Below are 12264 nucleotides of genomic sequence, written 5' to 3' on the forward strand. Positions count from 1 at the left end.
TTAATTTATTGAAAAATGGCTAGGGAGTCATGAAAACTCCTTTCACCTTTTGATCGATCACTCGTCAGAATAGAGCAAACTTGGCTGTTTATTTATCGTTGATTGCTGCTAGTCCTGGTAATTCTTTACCTTCAAGCAATTCCAAGCTTGCGCCGCCACCTGTTGAGATGTGTGTGAATTTGTCAGCAAAACCTAATTGTTCTGCTGCTGCAGCTGAGTCTCCGCCGCCGATGATTGTTGTTGCGCCTTCTAAGTTAGCGATTGCTTCACAAACACCGATTGTACCTTTAGCAAAGTTACTCATTTCAAATACACCCATAGGTCCGTTCCAAACAACTGTTTTTGCACCTTGTAATGTATCAGCAAATAATTTTACTGATGCTGGGCCGATGTCTAAAGCCATCAAACCGTCAGGAATGTCTCCTTCGATTACTTGTGTTTCTACATCATTTGAAAATTCTGGTGCACAGACATTGTCGATTGGCAAGACAAGTTTGTCGCCTGCTTTTTCGATCAATTCTTTTGCTAGTTCTACTTTGTCAGCTTCTACTAGAGAGTTACCGATCTTGATTCCTTTTGCTTCGTAGAATGTGTAAGTCATTCCGCCACCAATCAAGATTTTGTCTGCTTTAGGAATCAAGTTTTCGATTACGCCGATTTTATCAGAAACTTTTGCGCCACCAAGGATTGCGATCATTGGGCGTTTTGGTTCTTCTACTGCTTCACCGATGAACTTGATTTCTTTTTCCATCAAGAATCCAGCAACTGTTGGGATACCAGTTGAAGCGATACCTACGTTAGAAGCATGCGCACGGTGAGCTGTACCGAAAGCATCGTTAACAAATACATCACCTAATGAAGCCCAGTATTTACCTAGCTCTGTATCGTTTTTGCTTTCTTTTTTACCATCAACATCTTCAAAACGTGTGTTTTCAAATACGACAACGTCGCCATCTTTCATGTTGCGGATTGCTTCTTCTAATTGTTCTCCGCGAGTTTCAGGTACGAATGTTACTTCTTTACCTAATAATTCGCCTAGACGTTTTGCAACTGGAGCTAAAGATTTTCCTTCTTTATCTTCTTCTGTTTTTACACGTCCAAGGTGAGAGAAAAGGATTGCTTTTCCGCCTTGTTCTAAAACGTAGTTGATTGTTGGCAATGCTGCTTTGATACGAGTGTCGTCAGTGATCACGCCGTCTTTCAAAGGAACATTGAAGTCAACACGGACAAGAACTTTTTTGTCTTTTAAATCGATATCTTTCACTGTTTTCTTAGCCATTTTATTTCCTCCTGAATAAACTTATTATCAAAAAAAGCGGAAGAAGCGCGATTGCTTCCCCGCTTTTAAATGTACATGTCTATCATTTACACTTGTACGTTTGTCTATCTTATAAGTTAGCGAAGTATTCTAAAGTACGTACTAATTGTGCAGTGTATGACATTTCGTTGTCGTACCAAGCAACAGTTTTAACTAATTGTTTGTCGCCAACTGTCATTACTTTAGTTTGTGTAGCATCAAATAATGAACCGTAAGTCATACCAACGATATCTGAAGAAACGATTTCGTCTGTGTTGTATCCGTAAGATTCGTTTGAAGCTTCTTTCATTGCTGCGTTGATTTCGTCAACAGTTACTTCTTTTTCAAGAACTGTTACTAATTCTGTTAATGAACCTGTTGGTACAGGAACACGTTGAGCAGCTCCGTCTAATTTACCGTTCAATTCAGGGATTACTAAACCGATAGCTTTAGCAGCACCTGTTGAGTTAGGAACGATGTTTGCAGCAGCAGCGCGTGCACGGCGGAAGTCACCTTTAGGATGAGGTCCGTCTAGAGTCATTTGGTCACCTGTGTAAGCGTGGATAGTTGTCATTAATCCTTCAACAACACCAAATTTGTCGTTCAATGTTTTAGCCATAGGAGCTAAACAGTTAGTTGTACATGAAGCACCTGAGATAACTGTTTCTTTACCAGTTAATGTTTCGTGGTTTGTGTTATAAACGATTGTTGGAACATCGTTTCCGCCAGGAGCAGAGATAACAACGCGTTTAGCACCAGCTGTCAAATGTTTTTCAGCTGCTGATTTAGAAGTGAAGAAACCAGTACATTCTAGAACGATATCTACGCCTAGTTCGCCCCATGGTAATTCTTCTGGGTTGCGGTTAGCTAATACTTTAACTTCTTTTCCGTTTACGTTGAATGAACCTTCATGAACTTCAACTGTTCCGTTGAAACGTCCTTGAGTTGTGTCGTATTTTAACAAGTGTGCCAACATTTTAGCATCTGTCAAGTCGTTAATTGCTACTACTTCGATTCCATCTACATCTTGGATACGACGGAATGCTAGACGTCCAATACGTCCAAAACCATTAATACCTACTTTAACTGTCATTTAAGATTTCCTCCTTATGAAAATCAAAAAAATATTTATTTTAAAGGGTTACCCCTTTTAAAATCTCGTTTGCAGCAGCTTCATCAGTGATGAGCCACGTTTGTTTTGGTGCATTTTTCATATAAGCTCGAATTGCTTTGGCTTTTGATTTTCCGCCCGCTATCGCCATGATGATTGGGACTTTCGCCAAATCTTGCAATTCTATGCCGATCCTAGGGACCTTATAAACAACTTCGCCTTTTTCATTGAAAAAGTAGCCAAAGGATTCCGCTACAGCATTTGCTTGTTTCAGCATGACTAATTCTTTTTCAGTCATCTTTCGACGTGCTGCCATGTGTAATGCACGCCCAATACTATGAATAACACAATTCGCCTCACTAATCAAGTTTAAGACTTCTTGGATAGATGGCTCATTGAGTAAAGAATTGTAAGTTGCCAGACTTAATTGCTCCGGAACATAAAGTGCACGGTGGTTTCCGTTTGCTTTGGCAGCCATTCTTGCACTGACAGAATTTGCCTGTACAGTTATCGCTTCACCGATCCCGCCTCTTGCAGGGACAAATAGGTTATGCCGTTTTTTATTTTCCAGATTAGACAACTGTTCTGCTACAACTGCCATGGTGGTTCCTCCCATCACAGCGATGATATTCTCGCCTTCCGGAAGCAGTCGGTCTAAGGCTTCACTCAGCGCTTCGCCGAATGCATCAGCCACTTTGGTTTGCTCTTCGCTGTTTCCTGAAACAACGATACAGCGCTGATTACCAAAATATTCTGCCAACTGTTGTTCGGTTTGATGCGTACCTAAAAGCTGATCCATGAAGTTTTCAAGACTTTGATAAACTTCTTCACCCTTAGTTGTCAGCGTCATACCGCTTTTTGAGGTATCGATCAAATTCAGATTTTTCAAAAGGTCTGTTTCTGTTCGCAATACTCGTTCTGTTATCCCCATACTTTCTGATAAACTTCGACGTCCAATCGGCTGCATCCAATAGATATTTCGTAAAATTTTATAGCGTTCTTGCAACACTTCGATAATATCTGGTGCAACAGATTCAATCATTTTTATTTCATCTAGCATAGCGATCTCCTTAGTTGGACACTTTGCGTCCAATGTAGACTTAAAACGACCCATATACGATAAAAAAAAGAAATTAACTTTTCGAATTTCACATCAATAAAGGGAAATCTCAACCTCACGACTGTTAGTCTAACAGTTTTGCTTTCGTTTTTCAACTAAAAAGATCAGAAAAAGTAAAATACTTTTTCTGATCTTTTGGATGATTAATTATCATAACGTTTTCTTTTTGATGAACTCGGGATTCCTAATAAATCACGGTATTTTGCTACTGTCCGTCTTGAAATCGCTATCTCATCTTTTTTCAGCAATTCAACCAATTTCTGGTCCGACAACGGCTTGCTTTTGTCTTCTTGATCAACTAATTCCTGCAACTTTTTCTTCGCAGTATCTGCCGAAAGATCTTCTGTCTGTTCTGCACCGTTAGTAGGGATTCTTGCAGTGAAAAATTTCTTTAACTCAAATACACCGAAATCTGTTTCCAAATATTTCCCGTTGACTGCTCGACTGACCGTAGATTCATGCACATTTATCTCGGTCGCAACTTCCTTTAACGTAAGAGGTTTGATGGGCCGCTCCTTGTCGATAAAGAAAGCTTTTTGCCGAGAAACAATGACTTGAGCAACCCGCAAAATTGTATCCCCGCGTTGGAGGATCGTTTTCTTCAACCATTCGAATTCCTGTTTCCGTTCTTTTAAATAATTTTCAGTTTCTTTATCTGCTTGTTGTGACATTTGCTTGAAGTAGGTCTCTTGGAATCGGATATTCGGTTGGTTTTTTCGGTTTGAGATGACTTGTACATTTCCATCGTCCACTAATACCCGGACATCAGGAATAATGTACAATTCGCTACTACGGTCGAAAATTCGTCCTGGACTTGGGCTCAATGTTTGCAAATAGTCGAATATTTGCTGAACAGCGTGTAAATCAACAGAAAAACGCTGCGCAATCTCTTTCCATTTTCGCTCCACCAATTGCTCAAAACATTCTTCTAGCACGATGTAGGCTAGTTCCGGCGCATAATCATCCCGTTCCGTTTGAAGCATGAGACATTCTTGCAAACTACGTGCACCTACTCCAGCTGGTTCTAATTGCTGGATCAGTGTCAATGCATCGAGCATTTGAATAGGCGTCGCTCCGATCTCTTTTCCAGCTTCCTCTAAACTAATCGTCAAAAATCCGTTCAAATCGATGTATTCTACAAGATAAAGAACGATTTTCCTTAAAAAAGTATCTCGATAATTCAAATGGACTTGTTCGATCAATGAATCAAATAAAGACCCTTTTGTATCAGGAATCTGATTTAGGTAATTTGTCTCTTCTCCTTCATAAGAAGATGAAGAAGCTTTTATGTAATCTGGCTGCCATTCCGGCTCAACAACTTCCACCAATGGATTTTCCATTGCTTGGTTCTCAACGAATGCCAACAGCTCTTCACTGTTATATTGTAAAACTTGGATGGACTGCTGCAACTGTTGCGTCATGGCTAGTTTCTGTGTCTGCTGCTGTTTTTGTGAAAAATTTTGCTCAAATTTCATTTTTTTGTCCAATCCCCTTGTAATTTTTTATCTGTTTAGTTACAATTATCCCAGTGCTTGCGTCCTTAGTGTAGTGGATATCACGTAAGATTCCGGTTCTTGAGACGGGGGTTCGATTCCCTCAGGACGCGTTCTATTGCCATTTTAGCATAACTTCCGAATGTTTGCTTCTTTATTTTTCAAGTGAAAACTGTCCACCAAAAAAATTGGCGGACAGTTTTTTATTATAAGTATACTTGTTTTCACTTACTGGACTGGCCGATGATCGTTTCTGCCATAATAGTTCTCGACAGTCGTTGGATGTCCTAATAAATCCCCCACTGTCGTAATGCGGTACCCTTGCTCTTGCAGATAATCGATCACTTGAGGAACGGCACGAATCGTTTCAGGATAAATATCATGGAATAAAATAATTGCACCATCGTATACTGTTGCTTGGATCTTCTGTAAAATCAAATCAGGATTTCTTGTCTTCCAATCTTCTGAATCGACCGACCATTCGATGATTGGCCGCTGGATAACACTTGCTCCTACACTTGTGATCGAACCATAGGGCGGACGAACGAAAGGGGAGGTTTTGCCAGTGGCTTTTTTGATCTCAGTGTCTGTTTTTGTCACTTCCTCCGTAATCGACTGGGCAGAAAGCGTCGCCAGATCCTGATGATCATACGTGTGATTGCCGATCTCGTGTCCTGCTTCAGCTGTCTGCTTCACAATTTCAGGATGTTGCGCCGTATTTTCTCCTAAAACAAAAAAAGTAGCATGCACGTTTTTTTCTTTAAGTATTTGCAAAAGCTGTGGTGTCGTAGTCGCTCCTGGTCCATCATCAAAACTGATGGCAATACTTTTGACAGTCGGATCTTGGACAGCTTCTGTACTTTCTTGTGTTGGTTCTGGTTCAGTTGATTGACTTTGTGTTGATTTCACTGATTCTTGAGTGGATTCGTTGACGCTAGCTGTTTCAGTCGACTTGTTTTTATTCGTTGATTGTTCTGATTGTTTGAAAGCTTGTGACGAACGCTCCGAAGAAGTTACTTGTCCTTTCTCTTCGCTGATCAAGGAGGCAACCGAAGTGACTTCGAAAAATAAAAGCACGGATAAAGCAATGATACTGATAACTAAATAATTTCTTTTCACTATATCTCTTCTTTCTCTTTTTCTCTTCTTAATTACTTACTTGAAAATAACTGTAAAGAATTGAAACTGCTAGTCGCAACTACTTCTCGCCTAATGATCCAGATAATCTTCCGATGCCAAAATCGTTTTTGTCACGGACTTGGGAATGACAAATTCTGGTGTTCCCATATAACCAGGAGCAATTTCATATTGAGAAAAAGTTAGAACTAATTGATGTTCTTTATTCAAATAAAAACTTCGTGTTGGTGTAACAAGTGTTGGTTTTTCTATCGTTCCTTCTTGAATATCTTGTTCAGTCCAATAGTACTTAGACGGATCTTCCTTGACTTGTTCGGCCATTTGCCGCTTGACTTCTTTTGTCAAAACAGATAAATAGGTGTCATCTTTGAATAACAGCGGAAGTGAGAGCTGGACACTGTTTTTCTTGTCGATCGTGTCGTATCTTTTTTCAACGTGGCTATCCGCTGCTGTTTGGGTAATCTGTCTTTCGATCACAAGAAACCGGTCATCGTCTACGATTTTCTGATAATCACCCAGAACTTGGTAATGATCCGTTTCAAGATTTCCGTATTCTTTTTCAGCTTTTTTAAAATCTGCTTGTCCTTCGTGAAAGTATTTTTGGTTTAATCCATGAATCGTTTTGTTTTCTTTCTCATTTTGAGTATGGATCTTCGGTACTTGAATATCTATTTTTTCAGATTGATCAGTAAAACGTTCACCTAAGATCAATTCAATGACTGATCCTAAAATTGGCAAGTCTTCTGCAAAGCTTCGAACTTGACTATTAAAAAGGAGACTACTTGTTGTAATCATCACGATAGCCAAAGATACTCCGAACCCTTGGAGGCGTCTCTTTCTCCGTCTTGCTTTTATGAATGATTGCTCTTCGATAAGAAAACGCTGGCGGATCTCCTCTTGAAGCCCTCTTGGAATTTCTTGTTCTTTATAAGTTTTCTTTAGTTTTTTTAACTTTTCTTTTTGAGAATACATAGCGGTCTTCTCTCCTTCATTCTAGGATTTGACGTAAAACATTCAGTGAACGATACATTTTTGTTTTAACTGTGTTTTCGTTCATATCTAAGATAGTCGCAATTTCTTTCAAACGAAATCCTTCAAAAAAGTAAAGGATCAGAATCTCTTTTTCCGGACTGTCTATTTTATCTAAAATCATATGAAGTTCTGCAACGGAAGTTTCTAAAGGTAATTGCTGCGGGATATCTTGAATTTCAAATAAGTCAACAGGTGTCCTTTTTTGTCTGCGCCAACTATCTAATGCCGTGCGGATCAATATCCGGTAAAACCATGCACTAAAATGCTCGATTTCTTTTTCTTTTTCAAAATACTTCAGTGCTTTATGGAAACTATCTTGCATCACATCTAAGGCCTCTTCTTTATCATGTACGTAATTCATCGTGATACGGAACATTTTTTGATAATCAGTTTCGATGAGTCCATTCAGCAGGTGACGGTATTTTTCAATCTGCCGTTTTTTCTTATATCCAGTAAAAATCATTCTCCACTCCTTTCCGCCTCACTTAATATGACGTACAAGGTACGCTAAAAGTTTCAATTATTTTATTTTTTATGTATTTACTTTGAATTTTTATATACAAAAAAGAAGGTGTGACAAAAATCATGTCACACCTTCTTATTCTGATAGCTTCAACGTCTCTGTTGCAACCTCTGATACACGGTGTTCTAGAAGTAGCTTCTTCGGAAATAAGTGGAAATTTCTTGAAGTTGACCACTTCCGTCACAGCCTCTACAGTAAATGATGTTTATTCTTTTTCAGAGTCAGAAAATTCTTCCTCTTCATAGTCTTCATCATCATCGTCTTCGTCTATGATACTTAAATCTTCTTCGATATTCCCAGGCAAGTCTTCTTCATCATCTGTTGGGTCATCTGCTCCAATTTCTTGCAAGTCAGAATTATAAGCAGCGATTTCTTCATCTTCATCATCATCGTCATCAAACAGATCATCGTCGTCTTCTTCTGTCAGATCTGTATCTTCTGGGTCATCGTCATTGTAATCGATCGCGTCTTCATCATCATTGATAAAGGCGTTGACTTTCTTGCGTTTACGGCGACGCGGAGTATCTTCATCCTCTTCGTCCATTCCATGGTTTACTTCTTCATCGATCGAATCGATAGCATACCATGAACGCAAGCCCCAACGATTATCCCCTAATGAGATAAAGCTGCCGTCAATATTCAAGTCAGTATAAAATTGTGCGAGTGAATCACGAATTTCACTGTCTGATTTACCAAGATAGTTTTGGATTTGGTTGGCTAAATCAGAAAAATCCATGACATCGCCACGTTGTTCTAAGATCGCGTGTGCTACTTCGATCATTGATAATTCGCTTTTGTTTGCACCTTCAAATACACTAATTTCCAATCAGGACACGTCCTTTCACAGTCTACTCCTTATCATACAAAATCAGACACAAAAAATCAAACTTTTCTTTTATATTTACGCTGTAAAATCCAATGTCAAATAATATTCGCCGATTTTTTCTAGTCCCATGAACAAATCATAATCGATCCGAACCTTTCCTGCTGTGGGACGGTCTTTCAAACTTACATGCAGTTCTTTCGTAAAGGTAGCAATCTGAATCATACCGTATGGTGTTCGGTAGGCTGTTTCTAACCGTTCTTTATAACCAAATTTCAAACGCATTCGCATTTCTCCTGCACGAATCAGCTGTACATGACCATCTGGAACTAATTTGATCGTTACAGGGATTTCATCGCCTGTTTCCTCCTGCATCTCTTTATACCGTATGTACAGCGTATCGCCAATCGTTACCATTTGCCCTTTCAAATCAAAATAAAAATCTTGCACTTCCCCTTGTTGTTTCACTTTTGTACGCAATTTGATCGAAATCGGTGTTCCTTGTGATAATTCCATTCTTCATTCTCCTTTACTTCTCATAGCTACATTGTTCCTAGTTTCTTTTGTTTTGTCAACCAACTTGTCCATTTTTACAGAAAACCTTTTTTCCAAAACAACTCCTTGAATTTAGAGTATAATATTGTAGAAAATATGAATTTATAAAAAGGAGCCGGTTGAATGAACCCTGCGATTCGACTAGATCAGCACATTTATCAAAAAAACGACTTTTCCCCTTTCGCATTAACAGATATATTAACGGAATATTCCAAAGAACACCAGCAGATCTTTTTGCATTTCTGGCAATATGACTGCACCGTCATCTTAGGTATGAAAGATGTTCGGACACCTTTTCTTAGAGACGGGATCCAAACACTGAAAGATGCAGGTTATGCTCCGGTAATCAGAAACTCAGGTGGATTAGGAATCGTATCAGACGAAGGGATTTTGAATATTTCTTTGATTTTCCCCCAGAATGACCAAAAAAAAATAACCATCGATGGAGCTTACGAGCAAATGCTCCGATTGACTAAATACGCCTTTCCGAAGGCACCGATTCAAGCATTCGAAATCACCCATTCTTATTGTCCTGGAACTTATGATTTAAGCATCCATGGCAAAAAATTTGCCGGCATCGCTCAGCGTCGCATCAAAAATGGGATTTCTGTTATGATGTACTTAAGTGTCAACGGTAATCAGGAAAAGCGTGGGCAAGTCATGAAACGATTTTATCAATCTGCTTTAAAAGAAAGCTTTGGTACAAATGGCTATCCTGCAGTCGATCCCGCCACAATGGCAACACTTGAAGAACTGCTTGACTATCCCCTTCTCGTAGAAGAAGTCAAAGAAGCATTTGCAAAAGCTTTTGAAAAGCTGTATTCTGCAAGTGATTTACTGGATTCTACCGACTGGCTAAAAAAAGAAATCCAGCTGGAGCAATGGAACAACCAAATCCAGAGAATGGAACAACGCAATAACATAAAGGAGCTACAATATGACAACCCCTTATAAATATCAAATGCTGCCTATGGAGAAAGTTTTTCGTGACCCAGTCCATAACTATATCCATGTCCAGCATCAAGTAATCTTAGATTTGATCAACTCGAAAGAAGTCCAACGTCTGCGACGAATCAAACAATTAGGCACTGCTTCTTTCACTTTTCACGGAGCAGAACATAGCCGTTTTACCCATTCATTAGGTGTTTATGAGATTTCAAGACGAATTTGCGATATCTTTTCTCGAAATTTTCCAAAAGAAAAGATAGGCAACGGAGGCTGGGATGATCAGGAACGGCTAGTAACTTTATGTGCGGCACTATTGCATGATGTCGGTCACGGTCCTTACTCTCATACATTCGAGCACATCTTCCATACGAATCACGAGGCTATCACTGTAGAGATCATCACTTCTCCAGAAACAGAGGTGTATCAGATCCTTAACCGAGTAGAAGAAGGTTTTCCTGAAAAAGTAGCGAGCGTGATCCAAAAAACCTACTCTAATCCGCAAGTTGTCCAAATGATTTCCAGCCAGATCGATGCAGATCGAATGGACTATTTGCTTCGGGATGCTTATTTCACCGGAACGGAGTATGGAACATTTGACCTTACCCGAATATTACGTGTGATTCGTCCATATGAAGGCGGGATCGCCTTTTCCATGAGCGGCATGCATGCAGTGGAAGATTATATCGTTAGCCGATATCAAATGTATGTGCAAGTGTACTTCCATCCTGTTTCCCGTGGTATGGAAGTGATCTTGGAGCATCTGCTTCATCGCGCGCACGAGTTGTATCAAGAAGATGCCAGCAGTTTTGAACTACACTCTCAACTACTCTTGCCATTTCTTGACGGAAGCTTTACTTTAGAAGAATACCTCAAACTTGATGATGGGGTCTTGGGTACTTACTTTACTCAATGGTCTGAATCTGCTGATCCTATTTTAAATGATTTAGCTAAACGTTTTTTGAATCGTAAACCACTGAAATCCGCCACTTTTTCTGGCAACCGAGATTCAAATTTGATTCAAAAACTCACTTTGTTAGTAGAAAAGGTTGGCTATAACCCTGTTTATTACACTGCTGTCAACTCTAGCTACGATCTGCCTTATGATTTTTATCGCCCAGAACAAGGCAGACATCGTACGCAAATCGAGATTTTGCGAAATGACGGAACTTTGATAGAATTATCACAGGTTAGTCAGCTTGTTGCCGCTTTAGCGGGACAAGAACAAGGAGATGAGCGATTTTTCTTTCCAAAAGAAATGGTTGACCCATCCTTGCGTGATCATTATGATTTATTTGATGAAACTTATCAAGAATTTGCCAGCCATATCCGTAATGGCGCATTGATTGAAATAAACTGAAATATATTGGAGGAAATTATGGCTATCAAACTAGTCGCTATCGACATCGATGGTACTTTATTAAATGAGAAAAGAGAAGTAACAAAAGAAGTAAAAGAAGCGATTGCCGCTGCTGTTGCAAAAGGGGTCTCAATCGTTTTATGTACTGGTCGCCCCTTACCAGGTGTCCAAGAACAGTTAAATGAGCTGGACCTTTTTCAAGATAATGATTACGTTATTACTTATAATGGGGCACTCGTACAACAAACAAAATCAGGTAAAATCATTGCCCGTCACGGTCTGACTCATGAAGATTTTCTAGAGATCGAAGTGATGGCACGCCGTGTTGGCAGTCATCTCCATTCGATTGATGACAAAGCGATCTACACACCTAATCGAGATATCAGCGCTTATACGATCCACGAAGCAAGCTTAGTCAAGATGCCGCTAAAATATCGAACACCTGAAGAAATGACACCAGACATGAACATCGTCAAAATGATGATGATCGACGAACCAGAAATTTTAGACGCAGCAATTGCACGTTTACCACAAACTTTCCGTGATAAATACACAACGGTCAAAAGTGCACCCTATTACTTTGAAGTACTAAATAAAGAAGCAAGTAAAGGTGCGGCAGTTGCGAATCTCGGACAGCATCTTGGTATTGATCAAGATGAAATCATGGCTATCGGAGATAACGAGAACGACTTATCCATGATTGAATATGCTGGTCTAGGAGTAGCTATGGGAAATGCCGTTTCTCTTGTCAAAGAAGCAGCAAATGTCATCACTTCATCGAACGACGAACACGGCGTAGCTGAAGCAATCAAAAAATACGTTCTGTAATAAATAAAAAACTGAGAGAAAGCTGGTCTACTCGCTTTCT

12 protein-coding genes and 1 tRNA gene are annotated in these 12264 nt (G+C 39.5%); 4 read left to right on the forward strand and 9 right to left on the reverse strand.

Going from position 1 to position 12264, the window contains the following annotated elements; translation table 11 throughout:
• Positions 1-88: 88 nt before the first annotated feature.
• The 4 genes from pgk to rpoN form a co-directional block, all read right to left on the reverse strand.
• A complete protein-coding gene (gene pgk / locus HMPREF2731_RS13045) occupies positions 89-1279 on the reverse strand; it encodes a phosphoglycerate kinase (protein WP_002292817.1) in 1191 nt (396 codons plus the stop codon).
• Positions 1280-1388: 109 nt separating this feature from the next.
• Positions 1389-2390 (reverse strand): type I glyceraldehyde-3-phosphate dehydrogenase, encoded by a 1002-nt coding sequence (gene gap / locus HMPREF2731_RS13050; RefSeq protein ID WP_002292818.1) that lies wholly within the window; start codon positions 2388-2390, stop codon positions 1389-1391.
• Between the two features lie 40 nt (positions 2391-2430).
• The gene (locus HMPREF2731_RS13055) at positions 2431-3522 is read right to left on the reverse strand and encodes a sugar-binding transcriptional regulator (RefSeq protein WP_002316430.1); all 1092 of its coding nucleotides are present in this window, start codon (positions 3520-3522) and stop codon (positions 2431-2433) included.
• 149 nt (positions 3523-3671) lie between these two features.
• Positions 3672-5003, reverse strand: coding sequence for an RNA polymerase factor sigma-54 (gene rpoN, locus HMPREF2731_RS13060; RefSeq protein ID WP_002346069.1), 1332 nt, complete (start codon positions 5001-5003; stop codon positions 3672-3674).
• 59 nt (positions 5004-5062) lie between these two features.
• Between rpoN and HMPREF2731_RS13065 the strand changes: the two genes are divergently transcribed.
• Positions 5063-5134: transfer RNA gene (locus tag HMPREF2731_RS13065), tRNA-Arg, on the forward strand.
• 115 nt (positions 5135-5249) lie between these two features.
• Here the strand turns inward: HMPREF2731_RS13065 and HMPREF2731_RS13070 are convergent.
• The 5 genes from HMPREF2731_RS13070 to HMPREF2731_RS13090 all read right to left on the reverse strand — a co-directional run bounded on the left by HMPREF2731_RS13070 (position 5250) and on the right by HMPREF2731_RS13090 (position 9052).
• On the reverse strand, positions 5250-6140 hold the full coding sequence (locus tag HMPREF2731_RS13070) for a polysaccharide deacetylase family protein (RefSeq protein ID WP_070873138.1): 891 nt from the start codon (positions 6138-6140) through the stop codon (positions 5250-5252).
• A 90-nt stretch (positions 6141-6230) separates the two neighbouring features.
• Positions 6231-7130, reverse strand: coding sequence for an RsiV family protein (locus HMPREF2731_RS13075; protein ID WP_002292823.1), 900 nt, complete (start codon positions 7128-7130; stop codon positions 6231-6233).
• Positions 7131-7146: 16 nt separating this feature from the next.
• Positions 7147-7653 carry an RNA polymerase sigma factor gene (locus tag HMPREF2731_RS13080; RefSeq protein ID WP_002292824.1) on the reverse strand — a complete coding sequence of 169 codons (507 nt, stop codon included), beginning with the start codon at positions 7651-7653 and terminating at the stop codon, positions 7147-7149.
• Between the two features lie 265 nt (positions 7654-7918).
• On the reverse strand, positions 7919-8539 hold the full coding sequence (rpoE, locus tag HMPREF2731_RS13085) for a DNA-directed RNA polymerase subunit delta (protein WP_002292825.1): 621 nt from the start codon (positions 8537-8539) through the stop codon (positions 7919-7921).
• A 75-nt stretch (positions 8540-8614) separates the two neighbouring features.
• The gene (locus HMPREF2731_RS13090) at positions 8615-9052 is read right to left on the reverse strand and encodes a YwiB family protein (RefSeq protein WP_002292826.1); all 438 of its coding nucleotides are present in this window, start codon (positions 9050-9052) and stop codon (positions 8615-8617) included.
• Positions 9053-9214: 162 nt separating this feature from the next.
• On the opposite strand from HMPREF2731_RS13090, the gene HMPREF2731_RS13095 reads away from it, so the two are divergent.
• From HMPREF2731_RS13095 to yidA, 3 genes are read left to right on the forward strand one after another with little or no spacing between them, the layout of a single operon-like run.
• Entirely contained in the window at positions 9215-10045 is an 831-nt protein-coding gene (locus tag HMPREF2731_RS13095) for a lipoate--protein ligase family protein (RefSeq protein ID WP_002342855.1), read from the forward strand.
• Positions 10029-11396 (forward strand): HD domain-containing protein, encoded by a 1368-nt coding sequence (locus HMPREF2731_RS13100; RefSeq protein WP_002308544.1) that lies wholly within the window; start codon positions 10029-10031, stop codon positions 11394-11396. The genes HMPREF2731_RS13095 and HMPREF2731_RS13100 overlap by 17 nt, the downstream gene beginning before the upstream one ends.
• A gap of 18 nt (positions 11397-11414) precedes the next feature.
• The gene (yidA, locus tag HMPREF2731_RS13105; RefSeq protein ID WP_002292832.1) at positions 11415-12224 is read left to right on the forward strand and encodes a sugar-phosphatase; all 810 of its coding nucleotides are present in this window, start codon (positions 11415-11417) and stop codon (positions 12222-12224) included.
• Positions 12225-12264 lie beyond the last annotated feature (40 nt).

Origin of the sequence: Enterococcus sp. HMSC072F02 (genome assembly GCF_001837725.1) — a bacterium.
Taxonomy (GTDB): domain Bacteria; phylum Bacillota; class Bacilli; order Lactobacillales; family Enterococcaceae; genus Enterococcus_B; species Enterococcus_B lactis.